The following is a 25,431-nucleotide window of genomic DNA, read 5'->3' on the forward strand; positions in this document are numbered from 1 at the left end:
CGACGCTAGACGGGCGGCGGCGTGGCGGACCAAGGCCAATTTCCGGGTGCTGGCCCTGGTTCGGCGGCCAGTGGCCTCGGGTGGACTCATCGCACAGGGGCGGAGGCGTCCGCCGGGCGCTGTGGAGTGTCAGGCTGCCGCCGGGCGTACCAGGCCGGACTCGTACGCGAAGACCACCGCCTGCACGCGTGCGCGTGCGCCGATCTTGGCGAGGATGCGGCTGACGTGGGACTTGACCGTCGTCGGTGAGATGCACAGGCGCGTGGCGATCTCGGTGTTGGACCAGCCGGCGGCGACCGCGGTCAGGACGTCGCGTTCGCGCCTGGTGAGTGCGTGGAGCTCGGTTTCCCGTTCCAGCGAGCCGAGGGTGCGCTCGTGCCGGACGGTGTCGATGAGCGCGCGGGTGAGGCTGGGGGTGGTGACGGCGTCTCCCGCGGCCACGATACGGACGGCAGCGGTCAGTTCTTCGGGGGTGGCGTCCTGGGGAAGGAACCCGCCGGCTCCGGCCCGCAGGGCCGCGTAGGCGTACCGCTCGTGGTCGGTGGGGGTCAGGACCAGTACGCGCGGCGAGCGTCCCGCGATTCTCGCGGGCTCGGAGACCGGAAGCAGGGTGGGGGGCCGGCTGATGCGGCGGATGACGTCGACACCGTCCGTGTCGACCACGAGGCTGTCCATCAGGACGACGTCGGGTCCGAGCGCGGCGCTCATGCGAACCGCTTCGGGGCCGCCCGTCGCCTCGCCGACGACGGTCAGGTCGGGCTCTGCCGCGAGGAGCATGCGCAGGCCGAGACGCTGCAGGGACTGACGGTGTACGACGAGTACGGAGGCCATGACGGGCACTCTCCTTGTACGAAACTGTTTCGTTCACTTCGTTGGCGTCAGCCTAGCCCTCACTGCTATCGAAACGTCTTCGTTTCTACTGTGGCCTGGGTCACTTCTTCGTGGGGGTTGTCGTACGAGCTATTCCGATATATCGTTGACGCATCGCGACAGATCAACGACAAGACAACGAATGGAGTGGTTGCGATGCGTTCCCATGGAGAGGAATTCGGTCCGGGCTTCGGTCCCGGACACGCACACGGTCATGGCGGCCCCCGCGGCTTCGGGCGGGGCGGCTTTGAGGGGCGGCGAGCCGCCTTCGGTCCCTTCGGGCCCGGTTTCGGTGGTCCCGGCGGTCCTGGCTTCGGTCCGGGTCCCTGGGGCGGGCGCGGCGGCCGGGGCGGACCGCGGGGCAGGGCACGGCGCGGAGATGTCCGCGCGTCGATCCTGGCCCTGCTGAAGGACCGGCCCATGCACGGCTACGAGATGATCCAGGAGATCGCCGAGCGCAGTGGAGGGGCGTGGAAGCCCAGCCCCGGCTCGGTCTACCCCACGCTTCAGCTGCTGGAGGACGAGGGCCTGATCGCCAGCGAGAGTGAGGGCGGCAAGAAACTGTTCTCGCTCACCGAGCCTGGTCGCACGGCGGCCGACGAGGGCCCCGACGCGCCCTGGGAAGAGGCCGGGCGCAGTGTCGACTGGGAGGCGCTGAACGACATCCGACAGGCCGGCTTCGGCCTGATGGAGGCCTTCGGTCAGGTCTGGAAGACGGGCAGCAAGGAGCAGCGCGAGAAGGCGCTCACCGTGATCAACGAAGCGCGCAAGAAGCTGTATCTGATCCTCGCCGACGAGGACTGATGGGTCGTTCTCGGAGACGCGGCCGCTCCGGCGGCTCGTCCCCCAGTGCGCGAAGGCGCCCCGCGGAAGTGTCCGCGGGGCGCCTTCGCGCTGTGGTGGGTTCAGCTCACCAGGCCGGCAAGTTTGCGCAGGGACTCGTTCAGGGCGGCCGTACCCGAGTCCTTCAGTTTGCCGGCCATCAGGGAGACGGCCGCGCCGGTGAACTCGCCGTCTATACGGACCGTCGTGGCGTCGCCGTCGGGGGCGAGGGTGTAACGCGTGGCGACGCTCACCGCCATCGGGCCCTTACCCCGAATGGCCAGCGTGCGGGCGGTCTCCAACTCCTCGATGGTCCACTCGACCTCGGCCGGGAAGCCCATCAGCTTCATGTTCTCCTCGAAGGTGCCGCCGACCGCCAGTGCGGAGGGGCCGCCCTTCGGGAAGCTCGTGTGGGTCGCGTTCCACGCTCCGTACGCCGACCAGTCGGTCAGTTGAGCCCAGATCTTCTCCGCCGGTGCCTGGATGCGTGCCTCCGCGCTTATTTCGGCCATGCGACCACCTCTGTGTCTCGGGCTGCGGTGTCGCGGAACGTAGCCGTAAGGGCTGGAACATTCAATACTGACGGGTCGTCAGAAATGAAGTTGCGGCGAACAGGCGGGCGGAACGGGCTCAGTCGACCCGCCGTATCGCTGCCGCGTCGAACAGGTCCCACGCGCGCGGGAAGGGGCCTTCGTCGTGACAGTGCCACGCCTCCCAGAACAGGTCGGCGAGCAGCGCGTCCTCCGGGGCGTACACCCGGTACACGTACTGTCTGCCGTCCGTGGCCTGCAGCGCCACCAGCCAGCACCTGCTCTCCATGTTGGTCTGGGACGTGCGAGGGGGTGCCCTGGTTGCGACGGGGCGTGGAGAAGGGGAGCTCGTGCCCCTTGCGTCGACTTCGTGTCGGAGCGGCGTGATGTCATCCGTAAGGAGGAGATTCCGCACGCGATGCCCACCCTTCGTGGGACGCGGGAATGGTGCGCAGCGGGGATGACCGGATCCGCGGGGACTGATGGGGTGGGGGATGTGCAACCCAGTATTCCCCGGCAGTCGACCACTGAGCACGGTGTGAACCGCGTGGACAACGATGCCAGGCTCACCACAGAGCTGGCAGCGGTGGTCGCCGGTGCGCGCAGACGGGCGCTGCGGGACGGGGACCGGCAGATCGACACGGCCCATCTGCTGCACACCCTCCTGGAGTCCGATCCCGAGGTGCGGGTGGTGTTCGAGGGCGGCGACCCGCAGGTCGCGCGGCTGCTCGGCTATCTCGGGCAGCGCAGCATCGGCTACGGGCTGCGCTGGCAGAGCTCGGTCGAGGACTCCGGGGCCCTGCCCGTGCTGCCGGGGGCGGCGGGTACGACGGGCTGGTCGCCGGTCGCGGCGGGCGCGCTGGCGGAGGCGTGCGAGCGGGCCGGGCGACGCGGCGACGCACGCGCCGGCGGGGTCGATCTGCTCGCGGCGATCGTCGGGGATCCGCACTCCCGGGCCGTCGAGGTGCTGGGGCGCGGTGGCGTCGACGCGGGAGAACTGCTGGCGCGGCTGCAGCAGGTCGAGCTGATGGCGGCGGGGTGGGAGGAGTACGCCGGGGGCGTGGACGGCGGCGGCTGAGGAGGCGTAGCAGCTCGACGCACCCTGCGGGCACGTCCAGTCCATGAGACAGGTGTCAATGGGGGTGACGGTCATGTCGTCGCCTGCCATCATGTGCCCGTGCGTACGTCAGCGAGCGGTGAGGTCGGTCGGGGCAGGGGTGTCGGGCTCGGGCTCGCACTGGTGTCGGCGGTCGCGTTCGGAGGGTCCGGGGTCGCGGCCAAGCCGTTGATCGAGGCGGGCCTCGATCCGCTGCACGTGGTGTGGCTGCGCGTGACGGGCGCGGCTCTTGTGATGCTGCCCCTGGCCGTACGGCATCGCGCGCTGGTGCGCCGGCGGCCCGCGCTGCTCGCCGGGTTCGGCCTGCTCGCCGTGGCCGGCGTCCAGGCCTGCTACTTCGCCGCGATCTCCCGCATCCCCGTCGGGGTCGCCCTGCTCGTCGAGTACCTCGCACCCGCGCTCGTGCTGGGCTGGGTGCGGTTCGTGCAGCGGCGGCCCGTGACACGCGCCGCCGCTCTCGGTGTCGTCCTCGCGGTCGGCGGGCTCGCCTGTGTCGTCGAGGTGTGGTCGGGGCTCAGCTTCGACGCGATGGGGCTGCTGCTCGCCCTCGCTGCCGCCTGCTGCCAGGTCGGCTACTTCGTGCTGTCCGACCAGGGCAGCGACGCGGGCGACGAGGCACCGGATCCGCTCGGTGTCATCGCGTACGGGCTCCTGGTCGGCGCCCTCGTGCTGACCGCCGTGGCGCGTCCGTGGCGCATGGACTGGTCGGTGCTGGCGGGCACCGCGCACATGGACGGCACGCCCGTCGCGGCCGGGCTGCTGCTGGGTTGGCTCGTGCTGGTCGCCACGGTCGTCGCGTACGTCACGGGTGTGCTCGCCGTGCGGCGCCTCTCGCCGCAGATCGCCGGAGTCGTGGCCTGTCTGGAGGCGGTCATCGCCACCATGCTGGCCTGGGTGCTGCTGGGCGAGCATCTGTCGGCGCCGCAGATCGTCGGGGGCGCGGTGGTGCTCCTGGGCGCGTTCATCGCGCAGTCCTCGGCGCCCGCCAAGGGGTCGGCGGAGCCGGTCGCCCGGGGACCCGAAAAGGAAGTGGCGGCCCGTCACACCGCCGCATAGAGTCGCGATCATGCACGCACACGCACTCGTCCTTCCGCCTCCGGCCGCCTGAGGCGGGCTCCCCGGAGAATCTGTCCGACGTATCGCCGTCGGGCTGAACGGTGCTGCCCGCAGACGAAGTCCGAGGACCCCGCGGAGCCCTGAGGGCCCGGGTCCTTTCGTCAACTTCCGCGCGGCGAACGGCCTTTGGGCCTGTCTCCGCGCGTCTGCGGAGAGACTCCCGTGTCGAAAACCGTTACCGGCCTGCCCATCGGGCGAGGCCTGCTCCTCCTGACCGTCGCCGGTGCCGCCTGGGGCACCGCGGGCGCTGCCGCCTCCCTCGTCTACCGGGTGAGCGACATGGGCCCCGTCGCCCTCTCCTTCTGGCGCTGCGCGGGCGGCTTCGTGCTGCTGTTCCTCGCCCGGTCACTGCGTCGCCGTACGGCCGTCAGGCCCGAACCCGGGCGTCGAAAGGCCCTGCGCGCCGGGGTCACCGGCTTCTCGCTCGCCGTGTTCCAGACCGCGTACTTCGCGTCCGTCCAGGCCACCGGCCTCGCGGTCGCCACCGTCGTCACGCTGGGCGCCGGGCCCGTCCTCATCGCACTGGGCGCCCGGCTGACCATGGGCGAGCGGCTGGGGGCGGGCGGGACCGTCGCCGTCGCCGGGGCGCTCACCGGGCTCGCGGTGCTGGTGCTGGGCGGCGGCGGTGCCCAGGTGCGGCCGTCGGGTGTCGCATGGGCCATGGTGTCGGCGGTCGGGTACGCCGTGATGACCCTCCTCACCCGGTGGTGGGGGCGGGACGGCGGAGTGGACGCGTTCGGTACGTCCGTCCGCGCCTTCGGCGTAACGACGCTGTGCCTGCTGCCGTTCGGGCTCGCCGAGGGGCTCCTGCCGCACACCGGCGACGGCCTGCGGCTCGTCGAGCTTCTGGTGTACGTCGCTGCCGTGCCGACCGCGCTGGCATACGGGCTGTACTTCGCCGGGGCGGCGGTCGTCCGCTCGGCGACCGTTTCCGTGGTCATGCTCCTGGAGCCGGTGAGCGCGGCGGTCCTCGCCGTCACGTTGCTCGGCGAGCGGCTGACGGTGGCGACCGTCGTGGGCACCCTGCTGATGCTGGGCGCGGTGGCGGGGCTGGCGGTGGCGGAGACGTGGGGTGCCGGTGCGAACGGTGGTGCGGAGCGACGGGCGGAGCCAGGCGGGGCGTTCGGCTGAGACTCAGCCGGCCTGCAAGGTGTCCTTCGCGTCGCCGATCGTGTCGAGTTCCGCGACGGCGTCCGCCGGCAGCGTCAGGTCCGCGGCGGCGATGTTCTCGCGCAGGTGGGCGCGTGAGGAGGTGCCGGGGATGATGACGATGCTCGGCGAACGCTGGAGCAGCCAGGCCGGGGCGACCTGCTGCGGCGAGGCGTCGAGGCGGGCGGCGACGTCGGTGAGGGTCTGTGACTGGAGCGGGGTGAAGCCGCCGAGCGGGAAGAAGGGGGCGAAGGCGATGTTCTCCGCCGCGCACCGCTGGACGCCGACGCGACCCGCTACCTGGTCGGAGCAGCACAGCGATGTGCCGGGCGTCGATGAGAAGAGCATCGCCGGACTGTGACGCCCGTCCGCTCCGGCTACAGCCCGCGTCTGCGCCGCTGAACCGCCAGCGCCCCCGCGTCCCGTGGCCCGCCCCGCGAAGCGAGCCCCGCCGCGATGCGGTCCTGGACCTCCGTCGGCTTCTTCTCGGCGTACTTGAACTTGGCCCGTACGTCGGTCACTTCGAGCCTGATGCCACGGATACCGGCCAGCATCCGCCCGAACGGGGACTCGCCCGCTGCCACTCGCGCCGAGCCGCCTTCCGGCTGGAAGTGGCTCATCTGGCGGTTGAGCAGGGCGGCCTTCTCCGCCGGGTCGTCCACGACGTGGGCGGTGCAGCGGAGTTGGACCGCCGCGTAGAAGCTCGTCGGCGTCCCGTGCTCGGACGGGTCGTCCGGCGCGGCCTGCCACGGTCCGGGGACGAACGTGTAGTCGTCGACCACGCTGAGCAGGACGACCGGGTTCCTTTCCAGCGCGGGCCAGAGCGGGTTGGGACGGGCCAGATGGGTCACCGCCTCGGCGCGCTCGGCGTCGTACGCGAAGTGCAGCGGCTGCACGTACGGCGCCTCGCCCGGCAGGCCGTTGACGGCGAGCTGGCCGAAGTCGTGGGCGGCCAGCCACTGTTGCCATTCCGCGTCGTCGCGCGGCGCGTCCCATGGGTGGATCAGCATCGGGATCAGCGTGCCCTGAGATAGTCGGGGAGCTGGGTTCCGGGCGCCAACTCCGCGTCTGCGACCGGGGTTTCGTAGCCCTTGCGCAGCGGGACCACGCCGGCCCAGTGAGGGAGCGCGAGGTCCTCGGGCTCGTCGTTGACCCCGCCCGTGCGCGTCTTCGCGGAGACCTCGTCGAGGTCGATGCGGATCACGGCGGTGGCGGCCAGTTCCTTGGCGTTGGCGGGCCGGGAGTCGGCCGAGCGGCCGGCGACGACATTGTCGACCAGGACGTCCAGGGCGAGGCGCTTCTCATCCGGGTCCGTCACCTGGTGGGCGATGCCGTGGACGACCACCGAGCGGTAGTTGATCGAGTGGTGGAAGGCGGACCGGGCCAGGATCAGCGCGTCCACGTGCGTGACCGTCAGGCAGACCGGCAGACCGGGGTCGGCCCGGCCCGTCATCAGCAGCGGGCGCGAGCCCGTCGACCCGTGCACATAGAGGCGCTCGCCGAGCCGCGCGTACAGCGTCGGCAGCACGATCGGCGCGCCGTCCCGGACGAACCCGAGGTGGCATACATAGCCCTCGTCGAGGATCGCGTGCACCGACTCCTTGTCGTACGAGGCCCGGTCGGCGGAGCGGGTGGGGACTGTGCGGTCGGTCCGGGCATAGGTGTCGGTGGTGGGCTGCTGGGGCGGCTGGCCGGCTCCCTGCGGTTGCGTCGGCGTTGCTTCCTGTATGGCGTCCTGAGTGTCCTGCGCGTCCTGTGTGGTCCCCGACATTCCGGTCTCCTTGCGGTGAACTATTGCACTAGTGCATAATCGATGTTGTGCTAGGAGAATATCCGATCCAAGGCCGGGGCGCAGCAGAGATTTCCGCGAGCGTCGAACGCGCGGTGGGTGCCGGGGAGCTGGAGCCCGGGCAACTGCTGCCGCCCATGCGGGAGTTGGCGGAGCGGCTCGGGGTGAATCCCAATACCGTCGCCGCCGCCTATCGCACGCTGCGCGAACGAGGGGTCATCGAGACCCATGGGCGGCGCGGCAGCCGGGTGCGCTCCAAGCCGGCCACCACCGGGCGCGAGTACATCCGGGTGGAGGTGCCGCCCGGGGTACGGGACGTGGCGCACGGCAACCCCGATCCGGAGCTGCTGCCGTCACTGGCGGCGGCGTTCGCGGCCGCCGGCGAGCAGGGCGACCGGGCGCCGGTGCTCTACGGAGACGCCACCGTGGAACCGGAGCTGGCCCGGATCGCCCGCGCCGACCTCGACGCCGACGGCGTGCCGGACGGCCCCCTCGCCGTCACCTCCAGTGCGCTGGACGGCATCGAGCGCGTCCTCGCCGTACACCTCAAACCCGGTGACACCGTCGCCGTCGAGGACCCCGGATGGGGCGGGCTGCTGGACCTCGTGCCGGCGCTCGGGCTGCGCATGGTGCCGGTGGGAGTCGACGACGAGGGACCGCTCGCCGAAGGCGTACGGCAGGCGCTGGCGGCCGGGGCGCGGGCGCTGATCATCACGGACCGGGCGCAGAACCCGACGGGAGCCGTAGTGAGCGCCACGCGCGCGCGTGCCCTGCGTGCCGTGCTCCGGGAGCACCCGGAGACCCTGCTCGTCGAGGACGACCACGGCTACCGGATCGTCGACCAGCCCCTCCATCCGCTGGCCGGGGTCACCCGGCACTGGGCGTTCGTCCGCTCGGTCGCCAAGGCGTACGGCCCCGATCTGCGCCTCGCCGTCCTCACGGGGGACGCCGTCACCGTCGACCGGGTCCTGGGGCGCCAGCGGCTCGGGCCGGGATGGGTCAGCCGACTGCTGCAACGGGCGGTCGTACGACTGTGGTCCGATGACGCGCTGGACGCGCGCGCGGTGGCCTCGGCGTACGGGCGGCGCCGGGACGCGCTGATCGACGCGCTCGCGCGGCGCGGGGTCGCCGCCCACGGGCGCAGCGGACTGAACGTGTGGATCCCGGTCCCGGACGAGACCGGCGCGGTCGCCCGGCTGCTGCACGCCGGTTGGGCCGTCGCCCCCGGCGCGCGCTTCCGGATGAACGCCCCGTCCGGTATCCGGGTGACCGTCGCGACGCTGACCCGGGAGGAGACGGGGCCGCTGGCGGACGCGATCGCCGCTGCGGTGGGACCGGCGCCCGCGCGGACCTACGTCTGAGTGGCTCCGGCGATGTCCGGTGCGGCTCGGTAGCGTCCAAGGCGCGCGCGGGTGTGTCGCTCCGCGGCGGTGATCGAGCAGGGCGATCAAGTGGGGCGACCAGCCGCGACGGACCCACGGACGGCGCACCGGAGTCCCTGCGGCGCGCTGGGCGCGCGTCTACGTCCGAGGCTCGGTCCGACGGTGGCGGGGGCCGGCCTGGGTGAGCGCCGCCCCGGCCAGCACCACGACCGCGCCGATCGGTGTCGACCAGGTCAGGGTTTCGCCGAGCAGGGTGACGCCCGCGATCGTGGCGATGACGGGGATGAAGTACGTGACCATCTGGGCGGTCGTCGGGCCTGTCTCGGCGACCAGCCCGTACTGGAGCAGCATCGCGAAGCCCGTGCCCAGTGCGCCGAGGGCGACGATCGCGAGCAGCGGCCCGAGCGGGAGGTCGTCGGGTATCCCGGTGAACAGGGGGGTGACCACGGCCAGTTGGAGGGTGGCCAGCAGCAACTGGGCGCCACTGAGCGACAGATGGGAGTGGCTCGAACCCGCCAGAGTGCGGCGGACGTAGATCCAGCCGATCGGGTAGCTGAGCGAGGCCAGCAGAGCCAGCACCGTGCCCGTCGCGTCCAGGCCGTGGAAGCCCTGCCAGGCGCCGAGAACGGTCAGCACGCCTATGAAGCCCAGGCCGAGACCGGCCACCCGCACCCGCGTCGGACGGTCCTCCGAGAGTGCGACCAGGGACAGGGCCATGCCCCACAGCGGCGAGGTCGCGTTGCAGATGCCGGCGAGGGTCGACGGGATCGTCAGCTCCGCGTAGGCGAACAGCGAGAACGGCAGCGCGTTCAGCAGGAGCGCGGCCACCGTGAGATGTCCCCAGGTGCGTATGGAGCGCGGCAACCGCTCCCGCTTCACGACCAGCGCCGCAGCCAGGACCGCCGTGCCGAACAGCAGTCGGCCGAAGGTGACCTGGAACGGCGCGAACCCCTGGGTACCGACCTTGATCAACAGAAAGCTGAAGCCCCAGATCAGGGACAGCACCCCGAATCGGACGCGCCAGTCCAGAGCGGGGCGGTGGCGGGCCGGGGGAGGGGTGGGCGCGGGCGTGGGTGCCGCAGTTGTGGGCTTCTGGGTGGTGGGGCGGCTCATACTTCTACGATCCCGGAGTTGATCTCGTAGCACAAGCGAGTATTTGTTCGTTCTATCTCGTAGTATCGCTTACATGTTGAACCTGGAGCGCCTGCGCACCCTCGACGCCCTCGCACGGCACGGCTCGGTCAGCGGGGCGGCCGAGGGGCTGCATGTGACGACGTCGGCCGTCTCACAGCAGATGTCCAAGCTGGAGCGGGAAGTGGGGCAGCAGCTCCTCGCCAAGAACGGGCGGGGCGTACGGCTCACCGACGCCGGACAGCTGCTCGCCGACCATGCCGCGCGCATCCTGTCCCAGGTCGAGCTGGCCCAGTCGGACCTTGAGGCGCAGCGCGGGCAGGTGGTGGGCGAACTACGGCTGTCGGCGTTTCCGACCGCCGCGCGCGGACTGTTCCCGGCCGCGCTCGCGATGCTGCGTGCGGAGCACCCCGGGTTGCGGTTGCGCTCGTGCGAGCTCGAACCGGAGGCCGGGGTCGCCGGGGTGGTGTGCGGGGACCTGGATCTGGCGGTCGTGCTCGACTGGTACAACAAGCCGATGCCGCTGCCCGACGGTCTGGTGAAGGCGGCGATCCTCGACGACCCGGCGGACGTGGCGATGCCGGTCGGTCATCCGCTCGCCGGCCGGCGCGAGGTGGACCTCGGGGAGTTCGCCGAGGACGAGTGGATCACGTGGGGCGAGGGCGAGTTCTGCCACGAGTGGCTGATGTTCACGCTGCGCTCCAAGGGGGGCGAGCCGTGCGTCGGGCATCGGGCGGCGGAGACGCACACGCAGCTGGCGCTGGTCGCGGCGGGGCTCGGCGTGTGCATCGCCCCGTTGCTGGGCCGGCACCCTGTGCCCGCCGGAGTCGTCACCGTCCCGCTGCGGCAGCGTGTGCGTCGGCATGTGTACGTGGTCTGGCGCGCGGATGCGGATCGACGGCCGTCGATCCGTGCGGCGGTCGAGGCGTTGCGGGTGGTGGGGCGGGGGGTGGGCGTGGGGTGAGGTGCGCTCCGCGGGGGTGGCGGGTGGGGGTGCGCGTGGTGAGGGTTCGCCCCCGCCACCCTTACCCGTCCCGTTCCTGGGGGCTGCGCCCCCAGACCCCCGCTACGGCCCTGAACGGGCCTTGTCCTCAAACGCCGGACGGGCTGGATTCACTGTGCCGGGAGCTTGCTGAAGTCCCAGGAGACGATCTTTTCCGGGGTGAGGCGTATCCATGCGTGTCTGCCGTCGTGGGGCATCTCGTCCAGGCGGAAGTTCTTGCGGGCGAACAGCGTTTCCGGGACATCCAGTTCGGCGCGCAGTTCCCCGGTGCGCGGGGACTCGCCGACGAACTCGACGGCGCCGGACAGTTCGACGCCGCGCAGGTCGTCGTACTCCTCGCCCGTGTCGACGACGATCGCGACCCGCGGGTCGCGGCGCAGGTCGGTCCAGCGCTTGCTGCGGACCACCGAGTACAGCCACATCGAGGTGCCGTCCCAGGCGAACCACAGCGTGCTCACATGCGGAGCGCCCTCGGCCGACACGGTCGCGACCCGGCAGGTGCGCTGGGTCGTCAGGAACTCGTCCAGCTCGCCCGGCGTCATCATGATCTTCCGGCCGCGGCGCTGAGTGGCGGTCATGCGATCCCCCTCTTGTTCTCTCACGTCGTGTCAGAGGTGATCCTCTGACATCACGTCAGAAAAGAAAACGGTCCGTCTTCCGCCCGTACGCGACGGGCACTAGTCTCACCCGCCCATCCATACTGTCCGCGACCAGGGAACGCCATGCCGTCGTACGAACAGCTCAGCGAACTCCTCGACCCCGCGACTACGGTCCTGCTCACCGTCGAGTGCCAGCAGGGCGTCGTCGGACCGGACAGCGCCCTGCCCGAACTCGCCGAGGAAGCGCGGTCGTCAGGGGCGCTCGCCCAGGTCGCGAGGTTGGTCGCCGCCGCTCACGAGACCGGCGTCCAGGTGATCCACGCCATCGCCGAACGCCGTTCGGACGGCCGGGGTGCGAACCACAACGCACGCCTGTTCCGCGCCGCCGAACGGCTTCCCGTCCAGCAGCTCTCGGGCACCACCGCGGTGCGTGTCGCACCGCCGATCGAGGTCGCCGACGAGGACTTCGTCGTACGGCGGCTGCACGGCCTGTCGCCGATCCAGGGCACCGACGTCGACGCCCTGCTGCGCAACCTGGGTTGCCGCACGCTGATCGTGACCGGGGTCTCGGCCAACGTCGCGATTCCCAACGCCGTGTTCGACGCCGTGAACCGTGGATACACCGTCGTCGTGCCCGGGGACGCCATCGCGGGGGTGCCCTCCGACTACACCCCCGCGATGATCCGCAACACCCTTGCGCTGGTCGCCACGGTCGCGACCACCGACGAGGTGCTGGCCTGCCTCAAGCGGCCTCGCCGCGCCGGGCGAGGGTGGGAGTGAGGGTCAGGCGAGCGTGATGGAGCCCTCGGACACCTTGATCGACTCGGCGGCCAGCGCCTTGGTCGCCGGGCCCTTCTTCACGCTGCCGTCCGCGACCGAGAACTCGCTGTTGTGGCACGGACAGGTGATCACGCCGTTGGTGATGCCGGTCACCGCACAGCCCGCGTGCGTGCACTTCGACGAGAACGCCTTGTAGGTGCCCGCCGTCGGCTGCGTGACCACCACACCCTGGTCCGCGAATATCTTGCCGCCGCCCTCCGGGATGTCGGAGGTCTTCGCGAGGGCGGTGCCGGCAGCGGCGCCCTGTTCGGTGGCGGAGTCCGACGAGTCGTCCTCCGACCCGCACGCGGTCAGCGCGACGGAGAGCCCCGCCGCGCCGGCCGCCGCCATGACCGTACGACGAGCCGGTCCCGATACGGGCTGAAGCGAGGCGCTGCTCATGCTGGCGTTTCCTTCCGCAGGCGTTTCCTGATCCGTATGAAGATACGAACCCTGCGCGCGCGCCGTTCAGGCGGTCCGGGTATCCGGCCGCGAACGCCCCAGTAACCTGGGGCGATGCTCAAGGAAGTCACCGCGACCCGCTACATCACGCCCCTGCGTGAGGGCGGTTCGCTGCCGGGGCTCGTCGAGGCCGACGATCTCGGGACGTATGTCATGAAGTTCACCGGCGCGGGACAGGGCCGTAAGACGCTTGTCGCCGAGGTCGTCTGCGGTGGACTGGCCCGGCGGCTGGGGCTGCGGGTGCCGGGGCTGGTGACGGTCGCCCTCGACCCGGTGCTGGGCCTCGGCGAGCCCGACCAGGAAGTGCAGGGGCTGCTCAGGTCCAGCGGCGGCACCAACCTCGGTATGGACTTCCTGTCGGGGGCGGTCGGCTTCGACCCCCTTGCCTTCGAGGTGAGCGCCGAGGAGGCCGGGCGGGTGGTGTGGTTCGACGCGCTCGTCAACAACGTCGACCGGTCCTGGCGCAACCCCAACCTGCTGATGTGGCACGGAGACCTGTGGCTCATCGACCACGGCGCGACGATGATCTGGCACCACCACTGGCCCGGCGCCCGGACCTCCGCCGCCAAGCCGTACGACGTCTCCGAGCACGCGCTCGCGCCGTTCGGCCCGGACATCGCCTCGGCCGCCGCCGAACTGGCGCCGCTGGTCACCGAGGAGCTGCTCGCCGAGGTCACCGCCGAGATCCCCGACGCGTGGCTCGCGGACGAACCAGGCTTCGACTCGCCGGACGCGCTCCGGCGGGCCTACGCGGAGCCGCTCCTCGCGCGCGCCGCGGTCATCCACGAGCGCGTCAAGGGCATCCAGGGCATCGAGGGGGAGAAGTGAGTGAGCGGGACGTCTTCGAGTACGCGCTGCTGAGGGTCGTACCGCGGATCGAACGCGGTGAGTGCTTCAACGCCGGCGTCCTGGTGTACTGCCGTGCCAAGTCCTTCGTCGCGGCGCGAACACATCTGGACGAGGGCAAGCTGCGGGCCCTGGACCCCCAGGCCGACGTGGTCGGGGTGCGGGCCGCGCTGGGTGCCGTGGAAGGGGTCTGTGCGGGCGGGAAATCCGCGGGTCAGGCGGCTGTGGATGATGCCGGGCGGCGCTTTCGCTGGCTGATCGCGCCGCGCTCGACGGTGGTCCAGCCGGGGCCCGTGCACACGGGTCTCACCGCTGATCCGGGGGCCGAGGTGGAGCGACTGCTCGACCTGCTGGTCAGGTAATGGCTCACACCGGAGTGACATGCCGTTGACACCGGGTGCCAGGACTTCTAGCGTCACGTGTACTGAAGGTACTAAGCGGTCGCTCACCTGAGGGCGTACCGTGGGCCGCAGGCTTTTCAAGGGCGAGGAGAACCAGCAATGTCCACCACAGAGCAGCGGGTCGCCGTGGTCACCGGCGGTGCGCGCGGCATCGGCGCCGCGACCGCCGTACGACTGGCGGCGGAGGGCCGCGCCGTCGCGGTGATCGACCTCGACGAGGCCGCCTGCAAGGACACCGTGGAGAAGATCACCGCCGCCGGTGGCAAGGCGATCGCCGTCGGCTGCGACGTCTCCGACGAGGCTCAGGTCGCGGCCGCGGTCACGCGTATCGCCGAGGAGCTGGGCGGACCCACGATCCTCGTCAACAACGCGGGCGTCCTGCGCGACAACCTGCTCTTCAAGATGAGCGTGTCCGACTGGGACACGGTCATGAACGTGCACCTGCGCGGCGCCTTCCTGATGTCGAGGGCCTGTCAGAAGTACATGGTGGACGCCAAGTTCGGCCGGATCGTCAACCTGTCCTCGTCCTCCGCCCAGGGCAATCGCGGCCAGGTCAACTACTCCGCGGCCAAGGCCGGTCTCCAGGGCTTCACCAAGACCCTCGCCCTCGAACTCGGCAAGTTCGGCGTCACCGCGAACGCTGTCGCCCCCGGCTTCATCGCCACCGACATGACCGCCGCCACCGCCGAACGCGTCGGCATGGGCTTCGAGGACTTCAAGGCCGCAGCCGCGACCCAGATCCCCGTGCAGCGCGTAGGCAACCCGGACGACATCTCCAACGCGATCGCCTTCTTCACGGGCGAGGCCGCCGGATTCGTCTCCGGCCAGGTGCTGTACGTCGCCGGCGGACCGCTCGACTAGGACCGGGGAACAGGAACATGACGACTGTGGAACTCTCGGGCAAGGTCGCCCTCATCACCGGCGCCAGCCGGGGAATCGGCTACGGCATCGCCGAGGCGCTGCTCGCGCGCGGTGACCGGGTGTGCATCACCGGACGAAACGAGGACGCGCTCAAGGAGGCCGTCGAAACACTCGGTGCCGACCGGGTCATCGGCGTGGCCGGCAAGGCCCACGACGAGGCCCACCAGGCCGTCGCCGTCGAACGCACCCTGGAGGCGTTCGGACGCGTCGACTTCCTCGTCAACAACGCCGGTACGAACCCGGTGTTCGGGCCGATCGCCGACCTCGACCTCAACGTGGCGCGCAAGGTCTTCGAGACCAACGTCGTCTCGGCGCTCGGCCTCGCCCAGAAGACCTGGCACGCCTGGCAGAAGGAGAACGGCGGCGCGATCGTCAACATCACGTCCGTTGCCGGCCTCTCGGCCTCGCCGTTCATCGGCGCGTACGGCATCAGTAAGGCCGCGATGGACAACCTGACGCTGCAACTGGCGTACGAGTACGCGCCCCGGGTGCGGGTCAACTCGATCGCGCCGGCCGTTGTGAAGACGAAGTTCGCGCAGGCGCTCTACGAGGGCCGGGAGGAGGAGGCGGCCGCCGCCTACCCGCTCGGCCGGCTCGGCGTACCCTCCGACATCGGCGGCGCCGCCGCGTTCCTGACCTCGTCCCAGGCCGACTGGATCACCGGCCAGACGCTCGTGGTCGACGGCGGTATCTTCCTCAAGGCCGGACACGGCTGACGTACCCGTACGGAGTGGGGCGGGCGTTCGTCGGGAGACGGGCGCCCGCGTCGGTTCGGCGGCGCCGATTTTTACGTCTGCTTTGCCATTTACCGGAAGATGAGTGGCGAAAGGTCTCTATGTCGGCCACTGCAAACTTATGCGCCGCAGCTGACAGAAAAAGCTCCGGTGTCGACGTCCGAGGTCACACGGCCCGATGACGGTGCTGTCCGATACGCGCTGATCAAGTGGCCTGCCAGGAAGCTGGACCACCCGGTGGGGCACTGCGGTATGGTCTGCCGACCGTTGGCTTGGTATGGCAGATCGAGGAGCGTGCACGTGTTCAACCGGAACCGGGGCCTGCGGCAGCTGGCGACAGCCGCGTCCATATCCATGGTCGCCGGATGCGGAGTCTTCTCCTCCGACTCCTCCAATGAGGGGAAGTCGATCGTGGTGGGGACGACCAGTGAGCCCAGCACACTGGACCCGGCGGCCTCCTGGGACAACTCGTGGGAGCTGTTCCGCAACGTTCACCAGACCCTGCTCAACTTCGAGACCGGCGGGTCCGAGCCCAAGCCCGACGCCGCCAAGAGCTGCGCGTTCACCGACAGTTCGAGCACGGTGTACAGCTGTGAGCTGCGCGAGGGCCTTGAGTTCTCGGACGGACACGAACTGGACGCGAAGGCCGTCAAGTACTCCATCGACCGGATCAAGACGATCAACGTCAACGGTGGCCCCGCCGGTCTGCTGACCAGCCTCGACCGGATCGAGGTAAAGGGTGACCGCGGGATCGTCTTCCATCTGAACCAGGCCGACGCGACCTTCCCCTTTGTGCTCTCCACGCCCGCCATGTCGATCGTGGACCCCGAGGAGTACCCCGCGAAGTCCCTCCGCCAGGACGGCAAGGTCAACGGCTCGGGGCCGTACATCCTGGAGTCCTACAAAGAGGGAGACAAGGCCGTACTCGTCAGGAACGACCGCTACAAGGGCATCGCGAAGCTCAGGAACGACGCGGTCACCATCCGCTACTTCCAGAAGTCGTCCGAGGTGGCCGACGCTCTCCGCGACAAGTCGGTCGACATCATCTACCGCGGTCTCAGCGCAGACGACATCGTCGACATCCAGGACAACGAGAAGGAGGAGGGGCTCCAGCTCGTCGAGAACGCCACCACCGAGATCAGTTACCTGGTGTTCAACCCCAAGGACCCGTGGTCAAGCAGGCTCTCGGTCCGCAGGGCGATCGCCCAGATCGTCGACCGTCCGGCGCTCGCCCACAACATCTACAAGGACACCGTCGAGCCGCTGTACTCCATGATCCCCAAGGGTCTGGTCGGCCATACGACGGGCTTCTTCGACGACTTCGGGAATCCCAGTTCCTCCAAGGCCAGGCAGATCCTCCTGGAGGACGGCATCACCGAGCGGGTCCCGCTGACCCTCTGGTACACGAGCGACCGCTACGGCTCCCAGACCAAGCCGGCCTTCGAGGAACTGAAGCGACAGCTGGAGTCCTCCGGCCTGTTCACCGTCACGCTCCAGAGCCGCCCCTGGAAGACCTACGTGGACGGCTACCAGAAGGGCGAGTACCCGGTGTTCGGGCGCGGCTGGTTCCCCGACTTCCCCGACGCCGACAACTTCATCGCCCCCTTCGTGGGCGAGCAGAACGCGCTCGGTACGCCGTACACGTCGCCCGAGATCACCGGTGAACTGCTGCCCGCCTCACGCCGGGAGAGCGACCGCGGGGCCGTCGGCGAGGAGTTCGAGGAGGCCCAGCAGATCCTCCTGGACGACGCCCGGCTGCTGCCGCTGTGGCAGGGCAAGCAGCATGTGGCGGCGAAGGAGGACATCGGCGGTGCCGAGGTGTCCATCGACCCGGCGACGATGATGGTGATGTGGGAGCTGTATTGGAAGACCAGCTGGTAGCTGAGCTCATGGCCGGCGCACGGTGCACGGCGGGTGTCCGGAGTCGCTGTCAGTGACCCGTTGTCAGTGGGCGCCGGTAGGTTCTTCGGTGAGTGGAACACACCGCACATCGGAGGAAGTTCACGTGACCGACATCGCCATGCTGCCCGAGTCCTGGCGCGGCGTCCTGGGTGACGAGCTGCAGCAGCCCTACTTCAAGGAGCTGACCGAGTTCGTCGAGGAGGAGCGGGCGAAGGGTCCTGTCTATCCTCCGCGCGACGAGGTGTTCGCCGCGCTCGACGCGACGCCGTACGACAAGGTGAAGGTCCTGATCCTCGGTCAGGACCCCTACCACGGCGAGGGGCAGGGTCACGGCCTGTGCTTCTCGGTCCGGCCCGGGGTGAAGACCCCGCCCTCGCTCCGCAACATCTACAAGGAGATGAAGGAGGAGCTGGGCACGCCCGTCCCCGACAACGGCTATCTGATGCCGTGGGCCGAACAGGGCGTGCTGCTGCTCAACGCGGTGCTCACGGTCCGCTCCGGCGAGGCCAACTCGCACAAGGGGAAGGGCTGGGAGAGGTTCACTGACGCGGTGATCCGGTCCGTGGCCGACCGTCCCGACCCGGCGGTCTTCGTCCTGTGGGGCAACTACGCGCAGAAGAAGCTCCCGTTGATCGACGAGGAGCGGCATGTGGTGGTGAAGGGGGCACACCCGTCGCCTCTGTCGGCGAAGAAGTTCTTCGGCTCGCGCCCGTTCACCCAGATCAACGAGGCGGTGGCCGGTCAGGGGCACGACCCGATCGACTGGACGATTCCCGATCTGGGCTGAGTTCTGACCTGGGCTGACCTGGGAGCGGTGAGCCGCATCGTGGGGCCGGTCCGGTGCCGCACCGGCCCGCCTGTGCGGGATTGTCAGTGCCTGCGGTTAGCGTCGGGAGCGACAGCGGGCACAGGCGGACAGGGTGGAGGTCGCGGTGGCGGAGCGGCAGGAACAGGTGGCGCCGGAGGCCATGATGACCCGGATCGGACAGGCCGTCATGTTGCATCACGGCGGTGACCGCGAGGAGGCCCGGGGCCGCTTCCTGGGGCTGTGGGCGGAGATCGGCGAGGACGGCGACCCGTTGCACCGCTGCACTCTGGCGCACTACATGGCAGACACCCAGGATGATCCTTCGGACGAACTGGCGTGGGATCTCCGGGCGTTGTCGGCGGCGGAGGAACTGTCGGACGAGCGCGTCGCGGCGGTCGTCCGCCACGAAGGGGCAATCGCGGTGCGCGCCCTGTACCCCTCGCTGCACCTGAACCTCGCCGCCGACTACGTGAAGCTGGACCGCCCCGACGCCGCCCGGACCCACATCCGCCGCGCCCGCGGCGCGGCCGACGCCCTGGGCGACGACAGTTACGGCGACGGGATCAGGGCGGCCATCGGGCGGCTGGAACTGCGGCTGGGGGAGGGGGAATCCTCCGGCAGGTCGGATGGGGGGTCGGATGGGGGGTCGGACGGAGGATCGGGAGGGGAGTCCTGGGGGCCGCCGAGGCAACGGCCCTAGGCGGTCCTGACGGCTCCGGGGGCTCTCGAGGGTTTGACCGCGCGGTGTCAGGCCGCCTTGTGCGCACTCAACGCCCGTACGCCTCCTTGCAGATGACCGCCTGGGGGCTGTCCTTGCCCCAGCCGCCGTACTTTCTGCCGAGGGCGCACACATCCGTGTTCTCGCGTACCGGGCGGGGCATGTCGGGGATTTCGACGCGGGGCTGGGTATGGCGGCGCTCCGGCTTCGGCGGGCGCTGTTTCGGCTTCGTCCGGCGCGGCGGCGGGGGTGCCGGAGCGGCAGCCGGTGGGGGCTCGGGTGCCGCTGCGGCCGGGCGGTGCCGCTCGGACGGGACCCGCGGTGCCCGCTGCGCCGGCGGGGGCCTGCGGTCCGGGCCGATGAGCTCCAGTGCCTCCCGGGCAGGCGCCTGCACGATCTGCGGTTCGGCCCGGCTGTCCGGGTGGGGCACCGCCGGCCGGGACGGCGCCGGGGGTGGGCCGGGCGCGGAAGGGTGCTGGATCGTGACGCAGCCGGAGAGGGCCGTGACAGCCACGGTGACCAGAAGCGTTGCGGTGGTCGTCGTTCGATGCACCCGCGCAACTCTGCTGTGTCCGGCCGGATTTGGAACCGTGGACCAGCGGACGATGCCCCACACGGGTGATCTCCGTCCCCGTACGGAGGGTGCGAGACGGGCCCGGCTGACGGTTGTCACCGTCCCGAGGCGCGCCGGGCGCGCCCTCCGCCGGCTCGGTTCAGTCGCCGGTCGTTCCGTCGAGCCGTTCGCGGATCAGGTCGGCGTGGCCGTTGTGGCGGGCGTACTCCTCGATCATGTGCGTATAGATCCAACGCAGGTTGAAAGGGTCGTCGGTGAACCGGCTCTTGCCGACGGAGAGTTCGTCCAGGCCGAAGCCCGCGGCGTTGCGCCGGGCGATCTCGATCTCCGCCTGCCAGGTGCCGTACGCCTCCTGCCAGCTGTCCGCGGCGGTCAGATGGAACTCGCCGTCCCGGTCCTCCTCGGTGTAGTAGATCGGCCCCGGATCGTCGCCCACCAGCACTTTGCGGAACCAGCCCCGCTCCACTTCCGCCATGTGCCGCACCAGACCCATGAGGGACAGCTCGGAAGGCTCCACCGAGGCGGTCCTGAGCTGGGCGTCGGTCAGACCCTCGCACTTCCATGCCAGGGTCTGCCGGTGGTAGTCCAGCCAGCCCTCCAGCATGGCGCGTTCGTCGGCGTTCTGGGCGGGTTCACTGCGGGTCGTCTCTGTCGTCATACACGCATGGTCGCTCACCGCGACCGCCCCTCACCACGCGTTTTCCGGAAGCTCGGCCGGCCGACGAAGCCACCGGCGGCCGTATGCTTCCGGCATTGACCCCGGTAGGCAACCGCTGAAGGAGACCCCGTGAAGGTCGGCTGCATCGGACTAGGTGACATCGCGCAGAAGGCGTATCTGCCGGTGCTGGGCACGCTGCCCGGGGTCGAACTCCATCTGCACACGCGGTCACCCGCGACGCTCGCCCGGGTCGCCGACGGCCTGCGCCTGCCGGCCGGGCAGCGCCACGCCGACCTCGACGCTCTGATCGCCCAGGGCCTCGACGCGGCCTTCGTGCACGCGCCCACCGTCGTGCACCCGGAGATCGTGACCAGGCTGCTGGAGGCGGGCGTACCGACGTACGTCGACAAGCCGCTCGCGTACGAACTCGCCGAATCGGAGCGGCTGGTGAGGCTGGCGGAGGAGCGTGCCGTCTCGCTCGCCGTCGGGTTCAACCGGCGCTTCGCGCCCGGGTACACACAGTGCGCCGACCACCCGCGCGAGTTGATCCTGATGCAGAAGAACCGCATCGGGCTGCCCGAGGAGCCCCGCGCGATGATCCTCGACGACTTCATCCATGTCGTGGACACCCTGCGGTTTCTGGTGCCGGGCCCGGTCGACGACGTGACCGTGCGCGCCCGCACGGAGGGCGGGCTGCTGCACCATGTGGTGCTCCAACTCGCCGGGGACGGCTTCACCGCGCTCGGGGTGATGAACAGGCTCAGCGGCTCGGCCGAGGAGATCCTCGAAGTGTCCGGGCAGGACACCAAGCGTCAGGTGATCAACCTCGCCGAGGTGATCGACCACAAGGGGCAGCCGACCGTACGGCGGCGTGGGGACTGGGTGCCCGTGGCCCGGCAGCGCGGCATCGAACAGGCCGTGCTCGTCTTCCTCGACGCCGTGCGCGCCGGCCGGGTGCTCAGCGCCCGGGACGCACTGGCGACTCATGAACTGTGCGAGCGGGTGGTACAGGCGGTGGGGGAGCGGATCGGCGGCGCCTGAGCAGGCCCACGCCCTCGACGGCCCCCAGGACGACGAGGACGAGCACCGCCGCGTGCACCGGCCAGTCACCGAAGCGGACGTACGGCGTGACACCCCGGGCCAGCGGTACGTCGTACACCGCCGAGGTGCTCGCGTCGGTGCCGAGCCAGGAGCCGACGCGCTCGCCGCTCGGGCCGTAGACGGCGGACACGCCGGTCAGGGTGGCGTGCACCATGGGTCGGCCGGTCTCGGCGGCGCGCAGGGCCGCGATCGAGGCGTGCTGCTCGGGGGCCCAGCTGTGCTGGAACGACGAGGTCGAGGACTGGGCGACGAGCACCTCGGCGCCGTCCTGGGCGAGATGGCGGCTCATGTCCGGGAACGCGGACTCGAAGCAGACCATGGGCCCGATGCGCAGCCCGTGCCCGACGTCCATCACCACCTGCTCGGTGCCCCGTTTACGGTCCTCGCCCGCCGCCTTGCCGACGGAGGTGGCCCAGCCCAGCAGCGAACGTGCCGGAATGTACTCACCGAAGGGCACGAGCCGCATCTTGTCGTACCGGTCACCGGTGGGGCCGTCCGGACCGACGAGCACCGAACTCTTGTAGATGCCGGGCCGGTCGGAGCGCCTGGCGTCCACGTTGACGAGGATGTCGGTCCCGGTCGTGCGTGAGAGTGAGGCGAGCCGTTTCGCCAGGTCGGGGCGGTCTGCGAGGTCGTAGCCGACGCTGCTCTCGCCCCAGACGATCAGATCGACGTCCTGGCCGGCCAGTCGGCGGGTGAGTGCCTCCTCAAGCGCGAACCGTTTCTCGGCACTGGCGGCCCCGTCGACGATGCCCGGCTGGACGACGGCGATCCGCACCCGGCCGTCCGTCTCCGGACGCGGAGACCACACCCAGGCCGCGGAGGTGACGGCGGCGGTGGCGACGAGTCCGGCCACGGCCGGGACCCTGGACTCGCGCACCGCGACCAGGACGGTGACCGCGACGTTCACGGCCACCACCAGGAAGCCGATCAGCCACACCCCGCCGACCGAGGCCAGCCGCAGCGCGGGCGCCACCTGCCACTGGCTGGATCCGATCATGCCCCATGGCCCGCCCAGCCCCTGCCACGAGCGGACCAGCTCGACCATGAGCCACCCCGAGGGCAGCACGACGAGCCCGGCGGCGATCCGCCCGCCCGAGGGCCGGCCCGCCAGGAACCGGCGTACGAGCAGGCCCCAGGGCGCCCAGAGCGCACCCAGCAGCGCCGCGATGACGACCGTGAACACATGCAGGCTCGGCAGCAGCCAGTGATGCACCGCCAGCATGAATCCGAGGCCGCCGAACCAACCGTCGTACGCCGCCCGTTTGCCGGTGGGCGCGGACCGGAGGAGCAGAATCCAGGGCACGAGCGCGACGTAGGCGAACCACCACAGTGCCGGCGCAGGGAAGGCGAACATCGGCAGAGCACCGGCCAGCGCGGCGGCGACGGAACGTCGCCACGGGGAGGCGATCCAGTGGCCGGTCAATGTCATACGGCGCCTCCTACCAGTCGGTTCGTTCCCCGGGAGCACCCGGTCAACCACCCACTCGCTTACCCCTTCGGGAGTCCAGTGTGCGCGGTGGAGACGATCTCGGACCAGAAGGACTCCGGCCAGGAGTGACGGATTCCTCGTACGGCGTACGCGGATGGTCCGGGGGCAGGGGGGCAAGCGCTCAGTCGATCGGCCGGTGGCCGGTTCCTGGTACGGGCGCCGGCGTGCGACGCCACTTCTCCTGTACGACCACCTCGCGCAACCGCCAGCCGTCCCTCGTACGGATCAGTCCGAAGGCGTACCGGCCGCCGCACACGAAGTCGGGCGCGGTGGACCCGGATTCGCCGTCATGGTCCGTGAGGCGCATGGGATTGACGTAGTCCGCCTGGACACTGGCCGTGTCGCCCGTGTCCTGCTCCAGGAGACCGAAGCCGACCCGGCGGTTGACGATCAGATGCTGCCGCATCGGAAACAGTTCCATGCTCTGTCTGAGCCACCCGACGACCTGCCGGGCGTCCCCCTCGATACCGCCGGCCGAACGGTAGTCGGCCCGCCCGTCCGGCGCGAACAGTTCCACGTACGCCTCCCAGTCGCCGTCGTCCACCGCCACCGCGTACGCGGTGACGAGTCCGTCGAGGGAGAGCCGGTCCATCACGGTCGCGAGCTCCACACGCTGCGTCATCGGCTCAGTGTTGGGTACGGGGCGGGCGGAGCCAAGGTATGTGCGGATATTCGGTGGCCGATGGGCGTGTCCGACGCGGAAGCTGGTCGCGTGAATGATCAGACAGTCGGTTCTCCCGACGTTTCCCGCGAACCGGAACCCAAGTTCCGCGTCCGCGCCCGTCATACGGCGTCCACACTGACCGTCTATCAGGCCTACCGCCCGGAGATCGGACTCGCGGCTGCACGCGAGGGTCGGTTTCCGGCGGCGTGGAAGCGGGATCGTATGACGTGGATCAAACCCTCTTTCGCCTGGATGATGTACCGCTGCGGATGGGGCACGAAGGAGGGCCAGGAGACCGTGCTCGCCGTCGAGATCAGCCGGGAGGGCTTCGACTGGGCGCTGCGCAACGCGTGCCTGTCGCACTACGTTCCAGGGCTGCACGAGGACCAGGGCGCCTGGAAGCGGCAGTTGCGGCGGGCGTCGGCGCGGGTGCAGTGGGACCCCGAGCGTGATCTCCGGCTGCATCCGTTGCCGTACCGGTCCTTGCAGCTGGGGCTTTCGGGGGAGGCGGCGGCGCGGTACGCCGATGAGTGGATCGTCGGCGTCGAGGACGTGACGCCGCTCGCCGCCGAGGTTCATGGGCTTGTGCGGGCGGGCGAACTGGAGCGTGCGGCCGGGCTGTTGCCGGTGGAGCGGCCTCTCCCGCTCGACGAGGACGTGCTCGCGCATCTGCGACCGTAGAAGACGTAGAAGACGTAGAAGGCCAGGTGCGGAACAACGGGACACGGAGGTGCGCCCCATGAGCGGGTCGTCGGTCACGGTGGTCACGGGTGGCAGTCGGGGGATCGGTGCCGCGACCTGTCTGCGGCTCGCCGCGGACGGTCACGACGTCGCGGTGGGGTACGTGCGGGACGCCCGGGCCGCCGAGTCGGTTGCGGCGGGGGTTCGGGAGGCGGGGGCGCGGTGTGTGACCGTCCGGGTGGACACCTCGGTCGAGGCGGAGGTGGACCGGCTGTTCGACACGGTGGAGGAGCGGCTCGGGCCGGTCACGGGGCTGGTGAACAACGCCGGGGTGACCGGCCCGTTGGGCAGGCTCGCCGACACGGACCCCGGCGATCTGCGGCGCGTGGTGGAGGTCAACCTGCTGGGTACGCTGCTGTGTTCGCGTCGGGCCGCGCGGGCCATGACGGCTCGGGGGACCGGCGTGATCGTGAACGTGTCCTCGGCGGCGGCCACCCTCGGCAGCCCCGGCGACTATGTCCACTACGCGGCGACCAAGGCGGCGGTCGACGCGCTGACCGTGGGCCTGGCGAAGGAACTCGGTCCGGACGGCGTCCGCGTCAACGCCGTGGCCCCGGGCATCATCGACACCGAGATGCACGCGACGATGGGCGACCCGGGCCGGGCGGAACGCGCGGCCACGACGATCCCGCTCCGCAGACCCGGGCTGGCCGAGGAAGTCGCGGCTGCCATCGCCTGGTTGATGTCCGACGAGGCCTCCTACACCACGGGCGCGGTGCTGCGGGTGGCCGGCGGGCGGTGACGCTGCGTGGCGAGAGGGGGAGGTGAGAGGCGGTGTACGAATCAGTGGTCCGGGGCGTCGGACAGACGCCCCGCTCTCCTGTCGTGGACCTCGTGGTCAGGCCGCCTCGATGATCTCGCCACGTATCGCCGCGGCCCACCTGACCACCAACAGCTCGTACTCCTCACGCTCTTGGGCCGAGAGGGAGCCGCCCGCGCGGAGCCAGAGGGCACGGATCTGCTCGTTCAACGCGGCGGCAGACCGCACGGAACCAGAGGCCAGGGAATCGGGGGACATGCGTATCAGCGTAGGGGCAGGGACTGACAGTGCGCTACCAAGTGGCTACTCACACGGTATGTGG

The 25,431-nt window shown here is 70.4% G+C and carries 30 protein-coding genes and 1 pseudogene; 17 read left to right on the forward strand and 14 right to left on the reverse strand.

The features are described from left to right. Positions 1-129 precede the first annotated feature (129 nt). On the reverse strand, positions 130-831 hold the full coding sequence (locus tag OG734_RS41135; protein WP_330292470.1) for a response regulator transcription factor: 702 nt from the start codon (positions 829-831) through the stop codon (positions 130-132). Positions 832-1,026: 195 nt separating this feature from the next. Between OG734_RS41135 and OG734_RS41140 the strand changes: the two genes are divergently transcribed. Further along, positions 1,027-1,674: a PadR family transcriptional regulator gene (locus OG734_RS41140; protein WP_330292471.1), complete on the forward strand. Its 648-nt coding sequence runs from the start codon at positions 1,027-1,029 to the stop codon at positions 1,672-1,674. 101 nt (positions 1,675-1,775) lie between these two features. On the opposite strand, the gene OG734_RS41145 is transcribed toward OG734_RS41140, so the two are convergent. Further along, the gene (locus tag OG734_RS41145; protein WP_330292472.1) at positions 1,776-2,204 is read right to left on the reverse strand and encodes a type II toxin-antitoxin system Rv0910 family toxin; all 429 of its coding nucleotides are present in this window, start codon (positions 2,202-2,204) and stop codon (positions 1,776-1,778) included. 118 nt (positions 2,205-2,322) lie between these two features. Then, positions 2,323-2,490 (reverse strand): hypothetical protein, encoded by a 168-nt coding sequence (locus OG734_RS41150; RefSeq protein ID WP_330292473.1) that lies wholly within the window; start codon positions 2,488-2,490, stop codon positions 2,323-2,325. Positions 2,491-2,682: 192 nt separating this feature from the next. On the opposite strand from OG734_RS41150, the gene OG734_RS41155 reads away from it, so the two are divergent. The 3 genes from OG734_RS41155 to OG734_RS41165 all read left to right on the forward strand — a co-directional run bounded on the left by OG734_RS41155 (position 2,683) and on the right by OG734_RS41165 (position 5,586). Then, positions 2,683-3,300: a Clp protease N-terminal domain-containing protein gene (locus OG734_RS41155; RefSeq protein WP_443065010.1), complete on the forward strand. Its 618-nt coding sequence runs from the start codon at positions 2,683-2,685 to the stop codon at positions 3,298-3,300. Between the two features lie 93 nt (positions 3,301-3,393). Further along, positions 3,394-4,395, forward strand: a complete 1,002-nt coding sequence (locus OG734_RS41160) for an EamA family transporter (RefSeq protein ID WP_330292475.1) — start codon at positions 3,394-3,396, stop codon at positions 4,393-4,395. Positions 4,396-4,617: 222 nt separating this feature from the next. Continuing rightward, a complete protein-coding gene (locus tag OG734_RS41165; RefSeq protein WP_330292476.1) occupies positions 4,618-5,586 on the forward strand; it encodes a DMT family transporter in 969 nt (322 codons plus the stop codon). Positions 5,587-5,589: 3 nt separating this feature from the next. Here the strand turns inward: OG734_RS41165 and OG734_RS41170 are convergent. From OG734_RS41170 to OG734_RS41180, 3 genes and pseudogenes are all read right to left on the reverse strand, one after another. Then, positions 5,590-5,886 (reverse strand): annotated as a pseudogene (locus OG734_RS41170) (aldo/keto reductase); the annotation flags it as partial. 95 nt (positions 5,887-5,981) lie between these two features. Beyond that, entirely contained in the window at positions 5,982-6,614 is a 633-nt protein-coding gene (locus tag OG734_RS41175) for an FMN-binding negative transcriptional regulator (RefSeq protein ID WP_330292477.1), read from the reverse strand. Between the two features lie 5 nt (positions 6,615-6,619). Further along, positions 6,620-7,375 (reverse strand): pyridoxamine 5'-phosphate oxidase family protein, encoded by a 756-nt coding sequence (locus OG734_RS41180; protein WP_330292478.1) that lies wholly within the window; start codon positions 7,373-7,375, stop codon positions 6,620-6,622. A 47-nt stretch (positions 7,376-7,422) separates the two neighbouring features. Between OG734_RS41180 and OG734_RS41185 the strand changes: the two genes are divergently transcribed. Further along, a complete protein-coding gene (locus OG734_RS41185; protein ID WP_330292479.1) occupies positions 7,423-8,754 on the forward strand; it encodes an aminotransferase class I/II-fold pyridoxal phosphate-dependent enzyme in 1,332 nt (443 codons plus the stop codon). Between the two features lie 159 nt (positions 8,755-8,913). Here OG734_RS41185 and OG734_RS41190 read toward each other — a convergent pair whose 3' ends face one another. Then, on the reverse strand, positions 8,914-9,888 hold the full coding sequence (locus OG734_RS41190) for a DMT family transporter (protein WP_330292480.1): 975 nt from the start codon (positions 9,886-9,888) through the stop codon (positions 8,914-8,916). 73 nt (positions 9,889-9,961) lie between these two features. Between OG734_RS41190 and OG734_RS41195 the strand changes: the two genes are divergently transcribed. Then, positions 9,962-10,870: a LysR family transcriptional regulator gene (locus OG734_RS41195; protein ID WP_330292481.1), complete on the forward strand. Its 909-nt coding sequence runs from the start codon at positions 9,962-9,964 to the stop codon at positions 10,868-10,870. Between the two features lie 149 nt (positions 10,871-11,019). Here OG734_RS41195 and OG734_RS41200 read toward each other — a convergent pair whose 3' ends face one another. Further along, a complete protein-coding gene (locus tag OG734_RS41200) occupies positions 11,020-11,487 on the reverse strand; it encodes a pyridoxamine 5'-phosphate oxidase family protein (RefSeq protein WP_330292482.1) in 468 nt (155 codons plus the stop codon). A 144-nt stretch (positions 11,488-11,631) separates the two neighbouring features. Here OG734_RS41200 and OG734_RS41205 point away from each other — a divergent pair, with 144 nt between their 5' ends. After that, entirely contained in the window at positions 11,632-12,288 is a 657-nt protein-coding gene (locus tag OG734_RS41205; RefSeq protein WP_330292483.1) for a cysteine hydrolase, read from the forward strand. Positions 12,289-12,291: 3 nt separating this feature from the next. Here OG734_RS41205 and OG734_RS41210 read toward each other — a convergent pair whose 3' ends face one another. After that, a complete protein-coding gene (locus tag OG734_RS41210) occupies positions 12,292-12,729 on the reverse strand; it encodes a Rieske (2Fe-2S) protein (RefSeq protein ID WP_330292484.1) in 438 nt (145 codons plus the stop codon). 114 nt (positions 12,730-12,843) lie between these two features. Here OG734_RS41210 and OG734_RS41215 point away from each other — a divergent pair, with 114 nt between their 5' ends. From OG734_RS41215 to OG734_RS41245, 7 genes are all read left to right on the forward strand, one after another. Continuing rightward, entirely contained in the window at positions 12,844-13,617 is a 774-nt protein-coding gene (locus OG734_RS41215; protein WP_330292485.1) for a HipA family kinase, read from the forward strand. Next, entirely contained in the window at positions 13,614-13,997 is a 384-nt protein-coding gene (locus OG734_RS41220; RefSeq protein WP_330292486.1) for a DUF3037 domain-containing protein, read from the forward strand. Before OG734_RS41215 ends, OG734_RS41220 begins: the two co-directional genes overlap by 4 nt. A 138-nt stretch (positions 13,998-14,135) precedes the next feature. Next, positions 14,136-14,897, forward strand: a complete 762-nt coding sequence (fabG, locus tag OG734_RS41225) for a 3-oxoacyl-ACP reductase FabG (RefSeq protein ID WP_330292487.1) — start codon at positions 14,136-14,138, stop codon at positions 14,895-14,897. Between the two features lie 17 nt (positions 14,898-14,914). Beyond that, on the forward strand, positions 14,915-15,673 hold the full coding sequence (locus OG734_RS41230) for an SDR family oxidoreductase (protein ID WP_330292488.1): 759 nt from the start codon (positions 14,915-14,917) through the stop codon (positions 15,671-15,673). A 318-nt stretch (positions 15,674-15,991) separates the two neighbouring features. Next, positions 15,992-17,572, forward strand: coding sequence for an ABC transporter substrate-binding protein (locus OG734_RS41235; protein ID WP_330292489.1), 1,581 nt, complete (start codon positions 15,992-15,994; stop codon positions 17,570-17,572). A gap of 124 nt (positions 17,573-17,696) precedes the next feature. Beyond that, entirely contained in the window at positions 17,697-18,380 is a 684-nt protein-coding gene (ung, locus tag OG734_RS41240; protein WP_330292490.1) for a uracil-DNA glycosylase, read from the forward strand. A gap of 145 nt (positions 18,381-18,525) precedes the next feature. Further along, positions 18,526-19,101, forward strand: a complete 576-nt coding sequence (locus OG734_RS41245) for a hypothetical protein (RefSeq protein WP_330292491.1) — start codon at positions 18,526-18,528, stop codon at positions 19,099-19,101. Between the two features lie 67 nt (positions 19,102-19,168). Here OG734_RS41245 and OG734_RS41250 read toward each other — a convergent pair whose 3' ends face one another. Together OG734_RS41250 and OG734_RS41255 are read right to left on the reverse strand one after the other, a co-directional pair. Beyond that, the gene (locus OG734_RS41250) at positions 19,169-19,672 is read right to left on the reverse strand and encodes a hypothetical protein (RefSeq protein ID WP_330292492.1); all 504 of its coding nucleotides are present in this window, start codon (positions 19,670-19,672) and stop codon (positions 19,169-19,171) included. 160 nt (positions 19,673-19,832) lie between these two features. Further along, a complete protein-coding gene (locus tag OG734_RS41255) occupies positions 19,833-20,351 on the reverse strand; it encodes a DinB family protein (RefSeq protein WP_330292493.1) in 519 nt (172 codons plus the stop codon). A 129-nt stretch (positions 20,352-20,480) separates the two neighbouring features. On the opposite strand from OG734_RS41255, the gene OG734_RS41260 reads away from it, so the two are divergent. Continuing rightward, positions 20,481-21,392 (forward strand): Gfo/Idh/MocA family protein, encoded by a 912-nt coding sequence (locus tag OG734_RS41260; RefSeq protein ID WP_330292494.1) that lies wholly within the window; start codon positions 20,481-20,483, stop codon positions 21,390-21,392. Here OG734_RS41260 and lnt read toward each other — a convergent pair. Together lnt and OG734_RS41270 are read right to left on the reverse strand one after the other, a co-directional pair. Further along, positions 21,310-22,884, reverse strand: a complete 1,575-nt coding sequence (lnt, locus tag OG734_RS41265) for an apolipoprotein N-acyltransferase (RefSeq protein ID WP_330292495.1) — start codon at positions 22,882-22,884, stop codon at positions 21,310-21,312. The two genes, OG734_RS41260 and lnt, sit on opposite strands and share 83 nt — an antisense overlap. Positions 22,885-23,065: 181 nt before the next feature. Then, positions 23,066-23,566, reverse strand: a complete 501-nt coding sequence (locus OG734_RS41270; RefSeq protein ID WP_330292496.1) for a nuclear transport factor 2 family protein — start codon at positions 23,564-23,566, stop codon at positions 23,066-23,068. A 60-nt stretch (positions 23,567-23,626) separates the two neighbouring features. On the opposite strand from OG734_RS41270, the gene OG734_RS41275 reads away from it, so the two are divergent. Next, complete coding sequence (locus tag OG734_RS41275; RefSeq protein ID WP_330292497.1) at positions 23,627-24,289, forward strand: DUF4291 domain-containing protein; 663 nt, start codon at positions 23,627-23,629, stop codon at positions 24,287-24,289. Between the two features lie 58 nt (positions 24,290-24,347). Then, on the forward strand, positions 24,348-25,091 hold the full coding sequence (locus tag OG734_RS41280) for an SDR family oxidoreductase (protein WP_330292498.1): 744 nt from the start codon (positions 24,348-24,350) through the stop codon (positions 25,089-25,091). Between the two features lie 96 nt (positions 25,092-25,187). On the opposite strand, the gene OG734_RS41285 is transcribed toward OG734_RS41280, so the two are convergent. Beyond that, positions 25,188-25,367, reverse strand: coding sequence for a hypothetical protein (locus tag OG734_RS41285; protein ID WP_330292499.1), 180 nt, complete (start codon positions 25,365-25,367; stop codon positions 25,188-25,190). Positions 25,368-25,431 lie beyond the last annotated feature (64 nt).

It is taken from the genome of Streptomyces sp. NBC_00576 (assembly GCF_036345175.1).
Lineage (GTDB): Bacteria > Actinomycetota > Actinomycetes > Streptomycetales > Streptomycetaceae > Streptomyces.